18 protein-coding genes and 1 tRNA gene are annotated in these 17,505 nt (G+C 69.9%); 11 read left to right on the forward strand and 8 right to left on the reverse strand.

The window, feature by feature from the left end:
- Window positions 1-61: 61 nt before the first annotated feature.
- Window positions 62-1,348, reverse strand: coding sequence for a hypothetical protein (locus tag D8I30_RS06720; protein WP_121482056.1), 1,287 nt, complete (start codon window positions 1,346-1,348; stop codon window positions 62-64).
- A gap of 135 nt (window positions 1,349-1,483) precedes the next feature.
- Between D8I30_RS06720 and D8I30_RS06725 the strand changes: the two genes are divergently transcribed.
- Window positions 1,484-1,560: transfer RNA gene (locus D8I30_RS06725), tRNA-Arg, on the forward strand.
- A 269-nt stretch (window positions 1,561-1,829) separates the two neighbouring features.
- On the opposite strand, the gene D8I30_RS06730 is transcribed toward D8I30_RS06725, so the two are convergent.
- Window positions 1,830-3,179 carry a M23 family metallopeptidase gene (locus D8I30_RS06730; RefSeq protein WP_121482057.1) on the reverse strand — a complete coding sequence of 450 codons (1,350 nt, stop codon included), beginning with the start codon at window positions 3,177-3,179 and terminating at the stop codon, window positions 1,830-1,832.
- A gap of 413 nt (window positions 3,180-3,592) precedes the next feature.
- Here D8I30_RS06730 and D8I30_RS06735 point away from each other — a divergent pair, with 413 nt between their 5' ends.
- The 4 genes from D8I30_RS06735 (at window position 3,593) to D8I30_RS06750 (ending at window position 7,699) form a co-directional block, all read left to right on the forward strand.
- Window positions 3,593-6,706, forward strand: coding sequence for an intermembrane phospholipid transport protein YdbH family protein (locus D8I30_RS06735; RefSeq protein WP_121482058.1), 3,114 nt, complete (start codon window positions 3,593-3,595; stop codon window positions 6,704-6,706).
- 99 nt (window positions 6,707-6,805) lie between these two features.
- Window positions 6,806-6,994, forward strand: coding sequence for a YnbE family lipoprotein (locus tag D8I30_RS06740; protein WP_121483425.1), 189 nt, complete (start codon window positions 6,806-6,808; stop codon window positions 6,992-6,994).
- Between the two features lie 17 nt (window positions 6,995-7,011).
- The gene (locus D8I30_RS06745; RefSeq protein WP_121482059.1) at window positions 7,012-7,371 is read left to right on the forward strand and encodes a YdbL family protein; all 360 of its coding nucleotides are present in this window, start codon (window positions 7,012-7,014) and stop codon (window positions 7,369-7,371) included.
- A 22-nt stretch (window positions 7,372-7,393) separates the two neighbouring features.
- Window positions 7,394-7,699 (forward strand): hypothetical protein, encoded by a 306-nt coding sequence (locus D8I30_RS06750; RefSeq protein ID WP_121482060.1) that lies wholly within the window; start codon window positions 7,394-7,396, stop codon window positions 7,697-7,699.
- Between the two features lie 177 nt (window positions 7,700-7,876).
- On the opposite strand, the gene D8I30_RS06755 is transcribed toward D8I30_RS06750, so the two are convergent.
- Window positions 7,877-9,028 (reverse strand): DNA cytosine methyltransferase, encoded by a 1,152-nt coding sequence (locus D8I30_RS06755; RefSeq protein WP_121482061.1) that lies wholly within the window; start codon window positions 9,026-9,028, stop codon window positions 7,877-7,879.
- Between the two features lie 97 nt (window positions 9,029-9,125).
- On the opposite strand from D8I30_RS06755, the gene D8I30_RS06760 reads away from it, so the two are divergent.
- The 5 genes from D8I30_RS06760 to D8I30_RS06780 all read left to right on the forward strand — a co-directional run bounded on the left by D8I30_RS06760 (window position 9,126) and on the right by D8I30_RS06780 (window position 12,796).
- Window positions 9,126-9,584, forward strand: coding sequence for a COG3650 family protein (locus D8I30_RS06760; protein WP_121482062.1), 459 nt, complete (start codon window positions 9,126-9,128; stop codon window positions 9,582-9,584).
- A gap of 80 nt (window positions 9,585-9,664) precedes the next feature.
- On the forward strand, window positions 9,665-10,798 hold the full coding sequence (locus tag D8I30_RS06765; protein ID WP_121482063.1) for an acyltransferase family protein: 1,134 nt from the start codon (window positions 9,665-9,667) through the stop codon (window positions 10,796-10,798).
- A gap of 35 nt (window positions 10,799-10,833) precedes the next feature.
- Entirely contained in the window at window positions 10,834-11,361 is a 528-nt protein-coding gene (locus D8I30_RS06770; RefSeq protein ID WP_240387352.1) for a CHAP domain-containing protein, read from the forward strand.
- Window positions 11,362-11,410: 49 nt separating this feature from the next.
- On the forward strand, window positions 11,411-12,253 hold the full coding sequence (locus D8I30_RS06775; protein ID WP_240387353.1) for a tryptophan 2,3-dioxygenase: 843 nt from the start codon (window positions 11,411-11,413) through the stop codon (window positions 12,251-12,253).
- 57 nt (window positions 12,254-12,310) lie between these two features.
- Window positions 12,311-12,796, forward strand: coding sequence for a PA2169 family four-helix-bundle protein (locus D8I30_RS06780; RefSeq protein WP_121482065.1), 486 nt, complete (start codon window positions 12,311-12,313; stop codon window positions 12,794-12,796).
- A 200-nt stretch (window positions 12,797-12,996) separates the two neighbouring features.
- Here D8I30_RS06780 and rplS read toward each other — a convergent pair whose 3' ends face one another.
- Window positions 12,997-13,413 carry a 50S ribosomal protein L19 gene (rplS, locus tag D8I30_RS06785; RefSeq protein WP_121482066.1) on the reverse strand — a complete coding sequence of 139 codons (417 nt, stop codon included), beginning with the start codon at window positions 13,411-13,413 and terminating at the stop codon, window positions 12,997-12,999.
- A gap of 1 nt (window position 13,414) precedes the next feature.
- Complete coding sequence (gene trmD, locus D8I30_RS06790) at window positions 13,415-14,140, reverse strand: tRNA (guanosine(37)-N1)-methyltransferase TrmD (RefSeq protein WP_121482067.1); 726 nt, start codon at window positions 14,138-14,140, stop codon at window positions 13,415-13,417.
- Window positions 14,141-14,969: 829 nt separating this feature from the next.
- Here trmD and D8I30_RS06795 point away from each other — a divergent pair.
- Entirely contained in the window at window positions 14,970-15,377 is a 408-nt protein-coding gene (locus D8I30_RS06795) for a DUF2177 family protein (RefSeq protein ID WP_121482068.1), read from the forward strand.
- Here the strand turns inward: D8I30_RS06795 and D8I30_RS06800 are convergent.
- Genes D8I30_RS06800 through D8I30_RS06810 form a run of 3 tightly spaced genes read right to left on the reverse strand, consistent with a single transcriptional unit; the run spans window position 15,374 to window position 17,384 of the window.
- On the reverse strand, window positions 15,374-16,180 hold the full coding sequence (locus tag D8I30_RS06800; protein WP_205570756.1) for a DUF1295 domain-containing protein: 807 nt from the start codon (window positions 16,178-16,180) through the stop codon (window positions 15,374-15,376). The two genes, D8I30_RS06795 and D8I30_RS06800, sit on opposite strands and share 4 nt — an antisense overlap.
- On the reverse strand, window positions 16,177-16,815 hold the full coding sequence (locus D8I30_RS06805) for a ChrR family anti-sigma-E factor (RefSeq protein WP_121482069.1): 639 nt from the start codon (window positions 16,813-16,815) through the stop codon (window positions 16,177-16,179). Before D8I30_RS06805 ends, D8I30_RS06800 begins: the two co-directional genes overlap by 4 nt.
- Entirely contained in the window at window positions 16,812-17,384 is a 573-nt protein-coding gene (locus tag D8I30_RS06810; protein ID WP_240387354.1) for a sigma-70 family RNA polymerase sigma factor, read from the reverse strand. The genes D8I30_RS06805 and D8I30_RS06810 overlap by 4 nt, the downstream gene beginning before the upstream one ends.
- Window positions 17,385-17,505: the final 121 nt, after the last annotated feature.

A 17,505-nucleotide genomic window follows, 5' to 3' on the forward strand; every position in this document is an offset into this window, starting at 1 on the left:
GGGTGAAGCCCCTCTGTGGATGGAACCTTGGCCCTAACGCCGCCCGGCCGCGCCGGTTGCCTCAGTGCAGGTCGACGGGCAGGGTCTGGCTGGCCAGCAGCCGCTCCATCGTCGCCCAGTGATCCGGCCCCTGCCGCTCGACCCAGGCCTGCACCATGTCGCGGCCCAGGCCGTAGTTGATGACGTAGGAGCGGTAGGTCTCGATGAAGTTCAGCCGCTGCGCCGCGCGGTCGCGCGCGACGAGGCTGTATTTCTGCAGCTGGTCAAGCGCTGTCTCGCGGTCGATGCGTCCGGCCAGATAGGCGTCCGCCACCGTGTATTCCGCCCGCGCCAGCTCGCGCGTCAGGGCCAGCAGCTGCGTCTGGGCCTCGGCCGTCGCCGGATCGAGACCGGCCAGCGGATAGAGCACCCGCGCCTCGAACTCCGTGCGCTCATGGCCCGGGAAGGCCAGGTCGATGCCGTAGTTGGCGCTGCCCTCGGCGATGAAGGACATGGGGCTGAACAGGGGATAGACGCTCATCTCGACCCAGCCCTTGTCCTTGACGAAGGTCTGCTCCAGCAGGGCGTTGTAGACGTGATGGCCAGGGTAGCCCTCGTGGCAGCCCAGATCGACCGCCCGGTCGATGAAGATGGGCAGGTCGGTGTTCACCTGGATCAGGCTGAAGGCCCCGCCCTTGAACCAGTTGTAGCCGGACCACGGCTTTCCGTTGACGAACTCCAGGGTGAAGGTTTCGCCGGCGGGCAGGGCCATGTGGCGCTCGGTGCGCGCCTTGCACTCGGCGATGGCGGCGCGCATCACCGGCTCCAGCCGGTCCTTGGGAATGACGTAGCGGGCGCGGAAGGCGGCGACGCGCTCGGCCAGCGGCCCCTCCCCGGGGACCAGGGCGTCGATGCGCGCCAGAACCGGATCATAGGACGACAGGGGGCGCAGCTCCGGCCGCACTCCGAACAGGGCCTCGGCCTCATCGGCGAAGCCCAGCTTCTCGCCCTGCAGCATCCGCAGCCGCGCCGAGGCGGCCGAGACATGGGCCAGCAGATAGCGTCGGCGCTGCAGGCTGTCGGCGTCCAGCCCGGTCGTGGGCAGGGCCTCCAGCCGTCGGGTCAGGGCCGTCGCGCCCTCGGCCAGCTGGGGCAGGGCGCGCGGATGAGCCTTGGCCGCCTCGGCCCACTCGGCCGGGCCGTAATAGGCGTCGACATAGCCCGGCTCGCGCTCGCCGATCTCCAGCGTCAGGGCGACGTAGTCGCGCGCGACGGCGTCCAGGCTGTCGGACGCGGCCTTCGGCGTCGCGGCGCAGGCGGCCAGCAGGGCGACGGCGCCCGCCAGGGCGGCTATGGTGGTGACGCGCATCGATGCTCCCTCTCTCCGGTTCGCGACGCTAGGCCCTCGCGCGCCGCGCGCCAAGAAGGCGGCCCGGCGAGATTCAGGATTGAGGCCGCCCCGCCCATGCTGTAAGCACCGCCGTCCGGCCCCGGCGCCGCAGACGCACCCGTAGCTCAGCTGGATAGAGCGTTGCCCTCCGAAGGCAAAGGTCACACGTTCGAATCGTGTCGGGTGCGCCACTCCTGATAAGCAGAAATCAGCAGGTCGGGGCGTTCGCTTTTCTGAACGTCACACCCCCTTTTCGGCTTGGTGAGGCGGCGGGGCGGAGAGCGCCGCAGCCATCGACGCCCGCCACGCGGCCATGGCCGCGCCTGGTCGGTCAGCCCGAAATTTCAGCGAGGCATGGCGCCCGACGAGGCGTGAGGGGCGTTTCGCAAACTTGAGCAAGACGCGGTGTCGCGCCTTCGCGCGGCGTCGAGCGGAGTCAGGCCGTCTCGGCGGCCGGGCGTCAGCCCTCGGCCGGGCGCAGGTCGGTCGAGGCCTGCTGCACGGGGCGGCGCTGACCGCCGGCGGCGATGATGCGGTCGATGCGGGCCTTCTCGGCGCGGAAGGCGGCCAGGTCGGAGCCCGCCAGGACGGTGCCTTCCTGGGTCTTGATGCCCGAGGGATTGATCCGCTGGCCGTTGCGCCAGATCTCATAGTGCAGGTGCGGCCCGGTCGAAGCGCCGGTCGAGCCGACGTAGGCGACGACCTGGCCCTGGCTGACGCGCTGGCCCGCGCGCATGCCCGAGGCGTAGCGCGACAGGTGCCCGTAGCCGCTTTCCAGGCCGTTGGCGTGGCGGATGCGCAGCCAGTTGCCATAGCCGCCCCAGCGGCGCGCCTCGACCACCACGCCGTCGGCGGGGGCCACCACGGGGGTGCCGGTGGTGGCGGCGAAGTCCATCCCCTGGTGCATCTTGCGATAGCCCGAGATGGGGTGGGTGCGGACGCCGAAATTGGAGCTGACGCGGCGGAAGTTCTGAAGCGGGGTGCGCATCATGGCGGTGCGAGTATTCTTGCCGGTGGCGTCGAAATACTGGGCCGTCTTCGAGCCTGCGGGCTGGAAGCGGTAGAAGGCGTGGCCCTTGAGCTCGGCGTAGAGCAGGTCGCCGGTCTCGACGGTGCGGCCCGATTCGGTCACCGAGCGGTCGAACACCAGGGTGAACTCGTCCGAGGCCATCACGTCGCGCTGCATGTCGAACTTGTGTGCGAACAGCTGGCTGGCGCGGCGGATCACCGCCGAGGTGGCGCCCAGTTCGCGGGCGCTGGCCGACAGGGAGCGCTGGACCTTGTCGTTGGCGACGACGGTCTCTTGGGTCACCTTCTCGTCGAGCGAGCGCAGACGCAGGGCGCCGTCGAAGCTGCGCGACACGGTCAGCTGGCTGGCCGGGCCGGTGCGCATGGTCAGGCCGATCAGGCGGGCGTCGCCCATGCCGCCGCGCGGCTTGGACACGGCGGTCTCGAAGCGCAGGCCCGCGCGCAAATCCTTGAGATCGAAGGCGCTGGCGATGGTGGCGGCCACGGCCTTGGCCTCGTCGGCGCCGATGCCGGTGCGGCGCACGGCCTGTTCGAAGGTCTCGCCGCGGCGAATCTGGACGGGGATGGCTTCGGGGGTGGTCATGCCGGCCGGAGCGGCGGCGGCGGCGTAGGCCTGGGCTTCCAGCGAGTCGATCTGCGCCGCGGTCAGGACCGGAACTTCCTCGGCCTTCACCTGTTCATACCCACGACCGGCGAAGAGGGCGATGCCCACAGCGGCGCAGGTCGTCAGCAGGTGCGGCGCGAGCCGGACGGGCTGGCGGCGAGGATCGAACTGAGCCATGGGTCCCCGGCTAGTCGGCGACGCGTGCTGCGCCAAAACAGTCGAATTCTCGACGCGTTTCCAGGTCGCCCCGGCGAACGCGAAGCGAGCCATATAGCTCGCCTGTCCCATCTTGGGAAGGCGCAATGTTACGATTGGTTAACTTGGCGGGGATCACGCGCAGTATTTCAGTGTTCGACGCGAGTCTTGAGCGAAAGTTCGCCTTCCTATAGTCGATCTCGGCTGGTAGTGGCGCAGGTGTCACGTCGCAGTGCTCATTCTGCAACGACTGTTGTCGCGGCGCATTCTGTGGCGTTGTTCCTTTCCCCGCTCAGTTGAACTCCCAGCGCCCCTTGACCGACGACGTTCCCCCTCCCGGGTCTCCTTCCGACGCCCGCCCGCGCCCCACCACCCGTCGGTCGCGTCTGGGCCGGATGGCGCGGGCGCTCGTCATCGTGCTGGCGCTCCTGCTGCTGCTGGCGGCGGCGCTTTACCTGAACCGGCGCGCGGCGGCGCGCGAGCTGCTGGTCGGCTGGCTGGACCGGCGCGGCATCGACGCCGACGTCGAGATCGAGAGGCTGGAGCTCAGCGGCTTCGTCGGCCGCATCGTCATCGGCGACGGCCGTGATCCCGACTTCCGGGTCGAGCGCGTCGAGGTCGACTACGCCCTGGGCATGCCCTGGTCCGAGGCGGGCCTGGGGGTGACGCCCAGCCGCATCCGCCTGGTGCGGCCTGTCGCCAAGCTCAGCTGGAAGCAGGGCAGGCTGTCCATGGGCAAGCTGGACCCGCTGATCGAGGAGTTCCTGGCCCGCCCGCCGCGTCCCGAGATGCCCGGGCCCCTGGTCCTCGTCGAGGGCGGGCAGGCGCGCATCGACACCGAATACGGGCCCTTGCGGGTGCTGGGCGACGCCCGCGTCGACGACGGCAAGCTGATGCGCCTGTCCGGCCGGATGCCCGCCGCCTCGCTGAAGAGCGGGTCGGTCGAGGCGCGCGGCCTGGGCGGGGTCATCGAGGTGACGACCGTCGGCGACCGGACCGCCGTCAAGCTGCAGGCCCAGGCCGAGCGCTTCGCCCTGGCGGACGCCGGCGGCGAGGGGTTGGATCTGAGGCTGAGCGGCGACCTGCCCTATCCTGATCTCAAGACGCGGCGCGGCGACGGCCGCGTCGGCCTGAGCGCCCGGCTGACGGCCGACGAACTGACCGGCGGTGGCGCTGCGGCCCGGGCCGTTGACGCCACCCTCGACTTCGCCGGGGCGGTCGAGGGCTGGCTGAACGCCTGGCGTCTGGAAGGGCAGGCGCGCACGGCGGTCAGGGCGGATCGGGTGTGGGGCGAGGGGCTGGACCTGCGCCAGGCGGCGCTGGATCTGGGTCGCGTGGCCCTCTCGGCCTCGGGCGGGACAGATGAGAAGACCCTGAAATGGCGCGCGGCCTCGCCCGCGCGGCTGAGCTTGGCCTCGGGCCGCATCGGCGAGGCCCGCCTGGACCAGGCGGTCGTAGCCTCGCCCGGCGTCGAGGTCGGCGGGCAGGGCAGGGCCTTCGAGGCGCAGGGGCCGGCGACCCTGGCCGCCCGACGCCTGGCCACGGGCGACCTGACGCTGAACGGCGCACGCGGGCGTCTGGATTTCGACCTGGTGCGCGACGGGGTGACGCGCATCAGCGCCGTGGGCGCCCTAGGCGCCGCCCAGGCCTCGGCGCCCCTGTTCGGCGCGCCCCGGGCCGACGACGTGCCCGAACTGGCCGAACTCAAGCGGGCGCTTGGCGCCTTCGCCCTGGACGCGCCCCAGGTGCGGCTGGTCAGCGACAACGCCGGGGTCGAGTTGACCCTGCTGCGGCCGATCACGGCCCGGCCAGCCAACGGCGGCGAACTCAGGCTGTCGGCGGCGACCGGTCCCGCCCTGGCCCTTGCGGCGGGAGAGGGGGCGCACGGCGCCTTCAGCCTGGCCTCGACGCGCGGCGGCGGCCTGCCCGAGGTCCGGTTCGACGGCGTGCAGTGGCGGCTGGCGCGGGGTGGCTTTGCGGCGCGGCTGAAGGGGCAGGCGGCGCTCGATTTCGGCCCGGCGCGCGACATCGCCTTCAGCACCGAGGGCGAGTTGGCGTCCGTCGGGGGGCGGCTGACCTACACGGCGAACCACTGCAGCCCGGTGACGGTGCGCAAGCTGGACCTGGGCGAGAACTCGGTCGAGGCCGTCTCCGGTCGCGTTTGTCCCACCGGGGAACCTCTGATCTCGGTTCAGGGCGGCGCCTGGCGCGCGCGGGGTCGGCTCGCGGACGTGGCCGCGACCGCGCCCTTCCTGGGGATGCGCTTCGCCGAGGCCGAAGGCGATCTGGCGGTGGACGGCGCGCCCGGAGGGACGTCGATGCGCGCCGGGATCGACCGGGCTCTGGTGTTCGACGTCACCGACCCGGCCCGCTTCCTGCCGCTTCAGGCGAGGGGCGAGGCGCGGCTGGCCGACGACGTCTGGACCGCGGGCCTGGACCTGTCGCGCCTCGATCAGGCCGTCGGCCGCGTCGACCTGCGCCATGACGGCCGGGCCGGGGCGGGGAACGCGGTCATTTCGGCGCCCGGCCTGACCTTCACCCAATACGGCCTGCAGCCCGACGACCTCAGCCCCCTCGTCGCCGACTATGTGAAGTCGCCGGTCGAGGGCTCGGCCGCCTTCGAGGGGCGGTTCGACTGGACGGCCGAGGGCGCGACCAGCTCCGGCGTCCTGACCGTGCCGGAACTGGACTTCACCAGCCCGGCGGGCAAGGTCGAGGGGCTGAAGGGCCGGGTCGAGTTCACCAGCCTCACCCCCCTGGTCACGGCCCCGGACCAGCGCCTGACGGCCGATCGGGTGCAGACCGTCACCCCCCTGACCGATCTGGAGCTGCGGTTCGGCCTGGACGAGGCGGCCCTGCATCTCCAGGGCGGGCAGGTCCGGGCCGCCGGCGGCCGCATCCGCGTCGAGGCTCTGGACCTTCCGCTGACGCCGGGCCAGGCCTGGGGCGGCGTCATCCTGGTCGAGGGCATCCAGCTCAACGAACTGATCAAGAGCGCCAATCTTCAGGACAAGGCCGAGCTGGACGCCGTGGTCTCGGGGCGGCTGCCCTTCACCTATGATCCGAAGACGGGCTGGCGCGTGACGGGCGGCGTGCTGAACGGCGTGCGCCCCGGCCGCCTGTCGATCCAGCCCGAGGTCTTCGACGACCTGGCCGCGGGCGGCGGCGAGGCTTCGGCCGCCCTGCCGCCCAACACCATGCAGGACCTGGCCTATCAGGCGATGCAGGATCTGGCGATCAGCGACCTGACGGCCGAGGTCAACAGCCTGGACGGAGGCCGTCTGGGCGTGCGCTTCCACATTCGCGGCCGCCACGATCCGCCCGAGCGCGAGCAGTTGCGCCTGACCTTCATGGAGCTGCTCCGGCGCGACTTCCTGAACAAGAAGCTCAACCTGCCGTCCGACACCCCTATCGACCTGACGCTGGACACCACCTGGAACGTCAACCAGATCGTGTCCGACCTGCTGGAATACGCGCGCCGGGGCGAGGAGCCGCAACCTAAGCCTTGATGGGCGGCTCCGCTTTGTTCAGAACCCATTCACCCGCACCGGCGTTAGATCGTCGGGACCTCAACGCCGCCTTCGGAGATCGGCCCCATGAATCGGCCCATGATCAGCAAGCGCCAGATCGTCGCCCTGCTCGGCCTCGGCACCGCCAGCCTGGCGGCCTGCGCCCCCACGGTGAACATCAAGTTCAGCGAGCCGTTGCAGATCTACGCCAAGCTGGACGCCGACATCCGCATCAAGCTGGACCAGGAACTGCAGAACCTGCTCCGCGAAAACCCCAACCTGTTCTGATACGAAAGGGGGCTGACATGACTTATCGCAAACTCTTCGTGGCCGTGGCCGCCGTCGCCGCTCTGGGCGTCGCCGCCGGGGCCGCCGTGGCCCAGACCGCCTCGCAAAAGGCCCTGGTCGACCAGGCCAAGGCCGCTGGTTCGGTCGGCGAGCAGGCCGACGGCTACCTCGGCGTGCGCACCTCCGTGAACGCCGACACCCAGGCCGCCGTCAGCGCCACCAACGCCGGTCGCCGCCAGGCCTACGCCCGCAGCGCCGCCGACGCCGGCACCACGGCGGATGTGGCCGGCGCCCGCATGTTCGAGACCCAGCTCTTCCCGCGCATCAGCTCGGGCCAGTGGTACAAGAACGCCCAGGGGCAGTGGGTCCAGCGCTGACCTGAATCGGGTGAGCTGACCCATGGCGCAGGCTCGCGGCGGCCGTCTCGGACGTTTCCTGCGCGCCCTGATCCTGGCGGCGGCCATCTCGGCCGTCGTCACCCTGGGGCTGGCGGGCTACTGGCGCCTGATCGGCGGCGGCGCCATGACCATCCACGGCTGGATCGCCATGGGCCTGGGCGTGCTGGGCACGGTGGGCCTGGCCTGGGGGCTGATGCTCCTGGCCTTCCGCTCAGACCGCGAGGGCTGGGACGACCGCGTCGACAACCATCTCGACCCCGGCCTGAACCCCGACGATCGCTCGGGCGAGGACGACGACCTCTACTGAGCCCGTTCAGGTCGAGAGCCCGTATGGCTCATTGATTTATTTCGTCATTCTCGGGCGTCCCGAGAATCCAGAAACGCGACGCTTGAGATGCAGACTTCGGCGTCAGCCAATCATGCCTCGAGCGTCTGGAGCCCCGGGACAAGCCCAGGGATGACGCAAGAAGGCAATGAAGGGACTCTAGGCGGCGGCTCCGGCGCGCGCGTCTTGCAGGGCGGGCAGCAGCAGCTGCCGCGTCAGGGCCTCGACCACGGGCACGGCCACGGCGTCGCCCATCAGCTTCAAGGCCGCGCTCTCGCTGGCCGGCAGGCGGTAGGCGTCGTCCACCCCCATCAGGCGCGCGGCCTCGCGCCCGGTCAGGCGCCGCAGGGCGACCCGGCCCTTGTCGACGACTGCCACATATTGCCGTGACGAGCCCCCCGAGGGGGTGCGCAGGCAGCCGGCCAGGCCGTCGAAGCGCATCTCCAGCCGCTGGACCTTGCGGCCGTTCTCGATGCGCACGCGGCGGAAGGCGGCGCCGATGCGGCGCTCGCCGGAAGCCCGGATCGCCTCCAGCCGCGCCCGGTGCAGGGGCGAGGCCATGGCCAGCAGCGTCCGCGTCTCGGCCGCCTTGAACACCGGCGCGCCGGGCTCGAGCAGGGCGGCCAGGTTCCGGTTGCGGCGGGGCGGCGGCGCCAGGTCCCACCAGGCCCAGGCGGCCTTGACCGCCTCGGGCAGGCGCGTGTGGGCGGCGATCACCCGGGCGGAATGGAAGGGCCCCGCCGGGCCGGGCCGACGCGCGCCTTCGGTTTCGCGCATGGCGACGATGAACAGGCGCGGACGCGACTGCGGCAGCCATAGGGCGGCGTCGATCTCCAGGGCGCCGACCGTATAGCCGGCCTCGGCCATGGCCCCGCAGACGGCGACGAAATCGGCGCCCCCGCCCGAGGTCAGCAGGCCGATGACGTTCTCGATCACCACGATGCGCGGGCCGCGCCCCTCGGCGTCCAGGGCCTGCATCAGCTTCCAGAAGCCCCAGAAGGCGCCCGAGCGCTGGGCCTGCAGCCCGCCGCGCGCCCCGGCCAGGCTGACGTCCTGGCATGGCGAGGAGGCCCAGCACAGGTCCGGCGCGCCGGGGATCTGCTCGGGCGTCAGCGTCCAGACGTCGCCTTCGATCAGGGGAACGTCCGGGTGGTTGGCGCGAAAGGCGCGCGCCTTGGCCGGGTCGATGTCGTTGGCCAGGACGGTGCGGAAGCCGGCGCCCTCCAGATTCAGGCCCAGGCCCGCCAGCCCGCCCCCCGCGAAGAATTCGCAGGCCGTGAGGGCGGCGTCGGAGGCGGGGCGAATCGGCATGGGGCGACATTAACCCAGCCGAGGCGCTTTGGCGCCTGTCTTGACGCTTGCTGGTCAAACCGGGACCTTCGCCGCCAAAGCCGAGAAAGGACCGCCCATGCGCGCCGCCATGCTGTTCCCCGCCGCCGTCCTCGGCCTGGCCCTGACCGCCTGTTCGCAGCCGGGCGGCGGCGAGGCCCCGGCCCCGGCCAAGACCGAGCCCCGCACCCTGGCCGGGGTCGATCTGGACCAGCCGGTGCGGGTGCTGGGGACCGAGCCCTTCTGGGCGGTGGAGATCACGCCCCAGGGCCTGACCTATTCGGGCGTCGACCGGGCCGAGCAGAAGGCCGCCAACCCCGGTCCGGTGCTGCAGGGCGCCCTGGCCAGCTGGACGGCCAGGACCGAGGCGGGGACGCCCCTGGTCGTCACCCTGACCGCGACCGACTGTTCGGACGGCATGAGCGACCGCACCTACCCCCTGGCCGCCCGGGTCGAGATCGGCGGCGAGACCCTGACCGGCTGCGCCGCCGCCTCGGCCGCGATCGAGCGGGCCGGAGAGGGCGGCCGCGTGGAATAAGGCGCAGCTGGCGCCGGGCTTGCAGCGCCCGCCGGCGCAGGGCCGGGCCGTTCCCGGCTGCTTCATGGCAGGACGCCCTGATGACGCCCGTCGCGACGCCGATCGATCTCCGTCCCCTGACCGCCCTGCGGTTCTTCGCCGCCTTGTGGGTGGTGGTCTATCTGCTTTGGCCCAATCTGGCGGTCGACGGCATGCCCGCCTTGGCCGCCAAGGGCTACCTGGGGGTCGAGCTCTTCTTCGTCCTGTCGGGCTTCATCCTCAGCCACGTCTATCTGCAGGCCTTCGGCGAGCAGCGCTTCGGCTATCGCGGCTTCCTGTGGGCGCGGATCGCGCGGGTCTATCCGCTGCACCTGTTCACCCTGGTCGGCGTCATGGCCCTGGGCCTGACGGCGACGGCGGCGGGGATGGCGATCGATTCCAGCGTGCTGAGCTGGAAGACCCTCCTGCCCAACCTGCTGATGGTCCACGCCTGGGGCTTCGCGGGCGAGGCGGGCTGGAACCATCCGTCCTGGTCGATCTCGGCCGAGTGGTTCGCCTATCTGAGCTTTCCCCTGTTCGCGGCGGCGGCCTGGACGCTGCGCCGTCAGCCGTGGGTGGCCGTCGCGGCGGCGGCGCTGCTGCTGGCCGTCCTCCATATCGGGTTCGAGCGCCTAGCCGGCTATCGGCTGACCGAGGCGACGTTCAAATGGGGGGCGCTGCGGATCGCGCCCTGCTTCGCCTACGGCTGCGCCCTCTACCTCGCCCATCGTCGCGGGCCCGTGCCGCGCGCCCGCCTTCTGGCCTTGGTGGCCGCGGGGGCGATGGTCGTGAGCGCCGCCCTGCTGAGCTGGGACGGGGTCGTCGTCCTGGCCGGGGGGCTCTTGATTCTGGCTCTGGCCGGCCTGCCCGCCGAGCGGCCGGGCGTCATGGGCTCGTCCGCCGCCGTTTATCTCGGAGAGATCAGTTACGCCGTGTATATGCTGTGCGCGCCCTGGCAGATGCTGGCGGTCAACGTCATGTCGCGGCTGATCGGCGCCGAAGACAAGAAGCTGCCCCTTCTGTTGTGGCTGGGGATCATCCTCGGCTTGATTGTCGCCGCGGTCCTCGTCCACCGGCTGATCGAACGGCCCGCGCGGCGCGTCCTGCGCGGATGGGCGGACGAACGGCGATCATCTGTGGATCAGCCGTCGAAACAGTCGGAAACGGTTCTTCAACATTCGGACTCTATCGTCTAAGGCTTGTTCCGCGTCAGTCGGGAGCACGCCCCATGATGAAACGGCTCACTGCCGCCGCGCTTGCGGCGACCCTGGGATTCTTTGCGCTCGGTTCGACCCCGGCACAGGCCGGCGACGCCTATTGGCAGTGCGTGACCTTCGCGCGCATGTTCTCGGGCATCCAGCTGTTCGGCGACGCCTGGACCTGGTGGCGCCAGGCCGTCGACAAGTTCCGCACCGGCGACGCGCCGGAAACCGGCTCGGTCCTGGTGTTCCAGCCGCACGGCCGGATGAGCGCCGGCCACGTCGCCGTGGTCTCGGACGTGCTGACCGACCGCGTGATCCGCGTCACCCACGCCAACTGGGGCGGCAGCCGCGGCAAGGTCGAGGAGAACGTCACCGTCGTCGACGTCTCCCCTTCGGGCGACTGGAGCCGGGTCAAGGTCTGGTACAACCCGATCAACGACCTGGGCACGACGGTCTATCCGACCTACGGCTTCATCTACAAAGGCGCGCGCGAGGCGTTCGAGAACGGCCGTCAGATGGCCGCCGCCGCCGCCAACGAAGGCCGCGCCTCCAACTAGGCGCTTCTGGGCTCTGGCGCGCATCGCCTGATCGGGCGATAGCTGGCGCATGACCGACGCAAACGACATTCGCGGACACGCCATCGACACGGCCAAGCACGAGCCGCAGGGCGTGACCTACGCCGGCTATCTGGCGCTCGACGACCTGCTCAGCGCCCAGAAGCCCCGCTCCGACCAGCATGACGAAATGCTGTTCATCGTCATCCACCAGACCAAGGAACTGTGGCTCAAGCAAATCCTGCACGAGGTGGCCCTGGCCCAGACGCTGATCCGCGCGGGCGACCTGGTGCCCGCCTACAAGAGCCTGGCCCGCGTCAGCCGCATCCAGGCCGTCATGACCCAGAGCTGGGACATCCTGGCCACCATGACGCCGTCCGACTATCTGAAATTCCGCGGCGACCTGGGCGCCAGCTCCGGCTTCCAGAGCGACCAGTTCCGCCGTCTGGAGACCATGCTGGGCCTGAAGGACCCGCGCTTCCTGCGCTTCCACGCCGAGCGTCCCCAGGCGCACGCCGCGCTGGAGGCTGCGCTGAAGGCCCCCAGCCTCTATGACGACGCCCTGCGCCAGCTGTCGCTGGCGGGCCTGCCGGTTCCCGCCGAGGTGCTGAACCGCGATGTCAGCCAGTCCTATGAACCGTCCGAGGGCGTCGAAGCCGCCTGGCTCGAGGTCTATCGCGACACCGAGCGCTGGTGGCCCCTCTATCAACTGGCCGAGAAGCTGGTCGACCTGGACGACGCCCTGCTGACCTGGCGGCACAAGCATGTGATCACCGTCGAGCGGATCATCGGCCGCCGTCAGGGCACGGGCGGCACCGACGGGGTCGGCTATCTGGTCGAGACGCTGAAGCGCCGCTGCTTCCCCGAGCTCTGGTCGCTGCGCACCAAGCTCTGAGGCCGCAACCTTCGCCGCGGGCAGGGGTTCTGTTCCTGGTCAGCAGCGGAGGGCCCCATGAGCGCGGGCAATAGTCACGACGTCAAGGTGCTGAACGGCCTGGTCGAAGGGCTGATCGACAGCGCCGACGGCTACAGGGAGGCGGCGGCCGAGGCCGCGGACCCCGGCCACAGCGACTGGTTCGAGGCGCGGGCGGCCGAACGGCGCCGCCTGGCGGACGACCTCAGGGCGGCGGTCCGCGAGCGCGGCGGCTCGCCCGAGGAGGAGGGCTCCATCCTGGCCAAGGCTCAGCGCGCCTTCATGGACGTGAAGGCCGCCCTGCTGCGCGACGACGCCTCGGTGGTCGGCTCGGTGGAAAGCGGCGAGGATCATCTGAAGGGCCGCTTCGAGCGCGCCCTGGCCGACGCGGGCCTGTCGGCCACTACCAAGGAGACGGTCCGTCGCGCCTACGCCGAGGTGAAGGCCGGCCACGACCAGATGAGCGCCCTCAAGCACAGCCTGGAGGCCCAGCGCGACGCCGACAATCCGCTGTATCCGAAGTAGGGCAAACGCGACCCTCTCCCTCCCCGTCCCGGGGAGGGTGGTCGCGCAGCGACCGGGTGGGGAGGGCTTGGCTATTCAAGCGCAAGAATTCCATCTCCCGCCGGGAGAGGGTTGCTCCAGGGCGCTCCATGCAGCCAACAAAAAAGCCCCGGCGTCTCCGCCGGGGCTTTTGATCTTCAGCGCGAAGCCGAAGCCTGAAATCAGGCCTCGTCGCCGGCCTTCTCGGCCGTGCCGGTGGCCGGGACGGCGACCTTGCGGGCCGTCTGGCGCTCGGCGATCCGGGCCGACTTGCCGCGACGGTCGCGCAGGTAATACAGCTTGGCGCGACGGACGACGCCGCGACGCTTCACTTCGATGGAGTCGACGTTCGGCGACAGGATCGGGAAGCGACGCTCCACGCCTTCACCGAACGAAATCTTGCGGACCGTGAAGGTCTCGTTCACGCCGCCGCCGTCACGGGCGATGCAGACGCCTTCGAACGCCTGGATGCGTTCGCGCTCGCCTTCCTTGATGCGCACGTTGACGCGCAGGGTGTCGCCCGGCTGGAAATCGGGGATGGTCTTGCCTTCGAGCAGGCGGGCTTTTTCTTCGGCAGCGAGCTGCTGGACGATGTTCATGTCATTTCTCCGGAGCTTGTTTGCTCTTTACCTGTAAGTTGGCGAGATGCCGCTCCCAGAGATCCGGGCGCCGCTCCCGCGTCGTCGCTTCCCTTTGCTCCTGGCGCCATTTGGCGATCTTCTTATGATCGCCTGACAACAGGACTTCCGGGATGTCGTGGCCCTCGAACGTCCGCGGTCGCGTGTACTGCGGATGCTCAAGCAGGTCGTCCTCGAAGCTCTCGGTGGACAGGCTTTCCGCCGCACCCAGAACCCCCGGAACCAACCGGACGCACGCCTCGATCGCCACCATGGCCGCCGCCTCGCCGCCGGCGAGCACCGCGTCCCCGACGGAGACCTCCTCGAACCCCCGGGCGTCGAGCACCCGCTGGTCCACCCCCTCGAAACGGCCGCACAGCACGACGATGCCGTCGGCCTTGGCCCATTCCGTCACTCGCGCCTGCGTCAGGGGTCGACCGCGTGCGCTCATGTACAAAAGCGGCCTAGGCGGGCCTTCCAGGCTGTCGAGAGCCCTGGCCACCACGTCCGCTTTCAGCACCTGACCGGGACCGCCACCCGCAGGGGTGTCGTCCAGGAAGCCGCGCTTATCTTCGGAAAACGCGCGAATGTCCAGCGTCTGCAAGTCCCACAGCCCCTTCTCGCGCCAGGCGGTGCCGATCAGCGACACCCCCAGCGGTCCGGGAAAGGCCTCGGGGAACATGGTCAGGACGGTGGCGGTGAAGGGCATGGCGGCGGCTCATACACCAGAAACGCGGAAAAGACTGCACTACTACCCTCTCCCGGCGGGAGAGGGCTTGAGCCTCCAAGAGCGAAGCGATTGGTTCAGGCGACCCGAAGGGCGGCGCGGAGCAGCCAAAGGGTGAGGGGCTTGTCCGTTCAGTCGGCGTCAGCCGTCACGCGACGGCCGTTGGCCGACTTCAGCGGCGAACCCTCACCCTTTCGCGCCAGGACGATCGCTGACGCTCTCGTGCGGCATTGGGTAGCAAGCGCACCTAAATAAATTTCTGATTCAAAACGATTTTTTTACATTTCGTCCCGCGGGTGACGCCTATCGGGAAGCGTCAGGTCGCCACGCATCTGATCCAGGAGCGTGCCGTAGGACAGGAGATATGCCGACAAACCCAGACCTGGTGCCTCAAGGTGCCGCCAATCCGCTGGCGCTTCATGCGCTCATTCGCAAATACGCAGAGATCGCAGCCCAGGCCGATCAGGCCCGATCGGCCCTGCAGAAACTGACGGGTGGCGCTTTGGCGACATTGTCGAGTGGCCGAAGCTGAGTCTTTGCGGCTCTTGGGAAGGTCCGCTTCCGGGCGCCGCCCGCGCCATCGCCCGCCCCAGTTGAACCTTACTCGTAGCTGACATTCGTGGTGCGGCCCTTGCAACGGCGCGGCCCCGCATGGGGCGGCCAGCCTGGCCTTGTCCCTCGTCCTGCTGGTTTCACCTGCCTCTGCGCAGCGCTAGGTGACCCTGGATTGAGATATTCTATCGTTCACGCTGAGCTGATCATCCATCGGGCCAGGGTGAACGTATGTGCAGGGACGCCTCAGGAGCTCCGGATGAATTTCGCGATCGCATACGTCCTCACCCTCGCCACCTTCGCCGTGATCGACACGGCCTGGTTAGGCAGCATGGGAGATCGGCTCTATCGGCCCTTCATCGGTTCGATGCTGGCGGACAATTTCAGACTGGGGCCCGCGATCGCCTTCTACGCCCTCTATGCGGCGGGGCTGACGATTTTTGCCGTGTCGCCGGGGCTGGCGGAGGGCGGGTGGAAGAAGGCGCTGTTCTGGGGCGGGCTTTTCGGACTGTTCGCCTATGGAACCTATGACCTGACAAATCTGGCGACGCTGAAGACCTGGAGCATGAAGCTCTCGTTCATCGACATGACCTGGGGCGTGATCGTCAGCGGCGGCTCGTCGGCGATCGCCTGCGCCCTGGCCGCTAAGCTGCTGCGCCTTCCCTAGTCGCGCGGCGGCCGGGGAAAGAAGACGCTGGTGCGGGCGGCGTAGGCGGCGAAGGCCTCGGGCCGCGAGCGACGCATGTGGGCCTCCAGCAGGGGCACGCCCGATACGCGGGTGAGCAGCCAGTAGATGTAGGCTGGTCCGCTCAGCGCCAGCCAACCCCAAGGCCAGCCGCCGCTCAGGTCGATCGCGAAGATCGGCCAGGCGCACCAGCCGAGCCATTCAAAGAAGTAGTTGGGATGCCGTGACCAGGCCCACAGGCCTGAGTCGCAAACCTTGCCGCGATTGGACGTGTCGGCCTTGAAGCGGCTCAGCTGACGGTCAGCCAGCCGTTCGCCAAACAGGGCGACCACGAACACCAGGGTCGCCAGGGCGTCCTGAAAATTCAGGTCCGGCGTCGGATTTCGGGCGGCGACAAGGATGTTGAGCGCCAGGAGGGCGGCGGCGCCCGCCTGCAGCATCAGGAAGCTGAACATCCTGGTCTGGAAATGCGGCCCCCAATCCTGTCGCAGGCGGGCGTAGCGCGGATCTTCTTCCGACGAGCGGGCGCGGGCGGCGATGTGCAACCCCAAACGCAGCCCCCAAGCGCCGATCAGGCAGGCCCCCAACGCCTGGCGGGCGGAAGGCGCGACGCCGTCAAGCGGGAAGAGGGCGACGAAGACGCCCGCGGCGCCCAGGCCCAGGGACCAGAAGGCGTCGGCCCAGCCGCCTTGCCCGGTTCGGCGCTGGACTAGCCAGGCCACCGTCATCACCACGACCAGGAAGAGGGCCGCCGCGGCCCACAGCGCCAGCAGGGCGCCGATCACAGTCGCACGAAGGGCTGCATCAGCCGGCCCAGCCACCCGTCCAGTTGAATTTCCCCGTCCAGGGCGACGACGCAGACGCAGGGCTCGTCAGAGATGACGCGCGGCCGGTGCAGCACGTCCTCGTCGGCCTCTTCCAGATCGCCGACGTCGAACCGTTCGGTCTCGGTGGCGTAGGCGCCGGACAGGACGCAGGTCAGCTCGACCCCGCCGTGGGTGTGGCGGGGCGTCTCGCGGCCCGGATCGATCTTGAGCAGGATGACCCGGCAGTCGCCGTCGCGCGGGGCGTGGACGTCGCGCGCTCGCATCCCCGGCCCGATCCAGCGCCAGGGGCCCAGCGCGTAGCGTCGCAGGGGCTCGGGCAGTTCAGGCATGTCGTTCAACGGCGGCGGAATCCGCACCTCGCCGGCGTCGGTCTCGATCCGCGCCATGGCCCGGGCCAGGGCGCCGTCCGACAGGGCCAAGGGACGCGTGGTCTCCAGCAACTCGCCGCCGACGGACTGCAGGCGTCGCACCCAGGCGTCATTGGCGGGGCGCAGCGCCAGGTGGGCGGCGACCACCACGGCCTCGGGCGGGCTCAGCGTCCCGGCGGCGTAGGCGAGCAGGCGCTCCTCGGACGGATTGCGAGCGGGGTTCATCGGGACGCCTCCTCGGACGGCTCGAGGATGGAGCGCAGCTTGATCATGGCGTTGCGGATGCGGGACTTGACCGTGCCCAGCGGGAGACCGAGCCGCCGGGCGATTTCGGAATGGGGGCTTTCCATGAAGAAGGCCAGGCGCAGCACCTCGACCTGATCGGGTTTCAACTGGGACAGGGCGTCCTGCACGCGTCGGGCGTCGTCGGCCATGACCAGGATGTCGTCCGGGCGCATCACCTCGTTTTCGGCCAGTTCGATCTCGGGTGTGGGCAGGGCGCGGGCGTCGCGCCGCAGCATGTCCAGGCGACGGTTGCGGGCGATGGTGAATATCCAGGTGGCGGCGCGGGCCTTGCGGGCGTCGAACAGGTCAGCCTTGCGCCACACGGTCAGCATGGCGTCCTGGGCGAAGTCCTCTGCGGCGGTGGGGGCGACCCCGGCCTTCATCAGCCAGGCCTTCAGGCGGGGGGCGAAGTGTTCGAACAATCGGGCGAAGGCCTCGCGGTCGCGGCGCAGGGCCACGGCCTCGATCAGGCGGTCGTGCGCAAACGCGTCTTCAGCCTCGGCGCTCATTCCGCCGACGCGCTTTTCAGAAGATGCGAAAGACGGAGCTTCGACATGCATGGAGCCTAATACGCTTCGCGGAAAAGTCTGGATCAATCGTCATCCGTCCGGGCGATACGGTCGTATTGGC

Source organism: Brevundimonas naejangsanensis (genome assembly GCF_003627995.1).
Taxonomy (GTDB): domain Bacteria; phylum Pseudomonadota; class Alphaproteobacteria; order Caulobacterales; family Caulobacteraceae; genus Brevundimonas; species Brevundimonas naejangsanensis_B.

Excerpts from the sequence above, each read along its gene's own strand:
- D8I30_RS06720 (WP_121482056.1), bottom strand. The coding sequence starts at position 1,348 with ATGCGCGTCACCACCATAGCCGCCCTGGCGGGCGCCGTCGCCCTGCTG.
- D8I30_RS06730 (WP_121482057.1), bottom strand. The coding sequence starts at position 3,179 with ATGGCTCAGTTCGATCCTCGCCGCCAGCCCGTCCGGCTCGCGCCGCAC.
- D8I30_RS06735 (WP_121482058.1), top strand. The coding sequence starts at position 3,593 with ATGGCGCGGGCGCTCGTCATCGTGCTGGCGCTCCTGCTGCTGCTGGCG.
- D8I30_RS06740 (WP_121483425.1), top strand. The coding sequence starts at position 6,806 with ATGATCAGCAAGCGCCAGATCGTCGCCCTGCTCGGCCTCGGCACCGCC.
- D8I30_RS06745 (WP_121482059.1), top strand. The coding sequence starts at position 7,012 with ATGACTTATCGCAAACTCTTCGTGGCCGTGGCCGCCGTCGCCGCTCTG.
- D8I30_RS06750 (WP_121482060.1), top strand. The coding sequence starts at position 7,394 with ATGGCGCAGGCTCGCGGCGGCCGTCTCGGACGTTTCCTGCGCGCCCTG.
- D8I30_RS06755 (WP_121482061.1), bottom strand. The coding sequence starts at position 9,028 with ATGCCGATTCGCCCCGCCTCCGACGCCGCCCTCACGGCCTGCGAATTC.
- D8I30_RS06760 (WP_121482062.1), top strand. The coding sequence starts at position 9,126 with ATGCGCGCCGCCATGCTGTTCCCCGCCGCCGTCCTCGGCCTGGCCCTG.
- D8I30_RS06765 (WP_121482063.1), top strand. The coding sequence starts at position 9,665 with ATGACGCCCGTCGCGACGCCGATCGATCTCCGTCCCCTGACCGCCCTG.
- D8I30_RS06770 (WP_240387352.1), top strand. The coding sequence starts at position 10,834 with ATGAAACGGCTCACTGCCGCCGCGCTTGCGGCGACCCTGGGATTCTTT.
- D8I30_RS06775 (WP_240387353.1), top strand. The coding sequence starts at position 11,411 with ATGACCGACGCAAACGACATTCGCGGACACGCCATCGACACGGCCAAG.
- D8I30_RS06780 (WP_121482065.1), top strand. The coding sequence starts at position 12,311 with ATGAGCGCGGGCAATAGTCACGACGTCAAGGTGCTGAACGGCCTGGTC.
- rplS (WP_121482066.1), bottom strand. The coding sequence starts at position 13,413 with ATGAACATCGTCCAGCAGCTCGCTGCCGAAGAAAAAGCCCGCCTGCTC.
- trmD (WP_121482067.1), bottom strand. The coding sequence starts at position 14,140 with ATGCCCTTCACCGCCACCGTCCTGACCATGTTCCCCGAGGCCTTTCCC.
- D8I30_RS06795 (WP_121482068.1), top strand. The coding sequence starts at position 14,970 with ATGAATTTCGCGATCGCATACGTCCTCACCCTCGCCACCTTCGCCGTG.
- D8I30_RS06805 (WP_121482069.1), bottom strand. The coding sequence starts at position 16,815 with ATGAACCCCGCTCGCAATCCGTCCGAGGAGCGCCTGCTCGCCTACGCC.
- D8I30_RS06810 (WP_240387354.1), bottom strand. The coding sequence starts at position 17,384 with ATGAGCGCCGAGGCTGAAGACGCGTTTGCGCACGACCGCCTGATCGAG.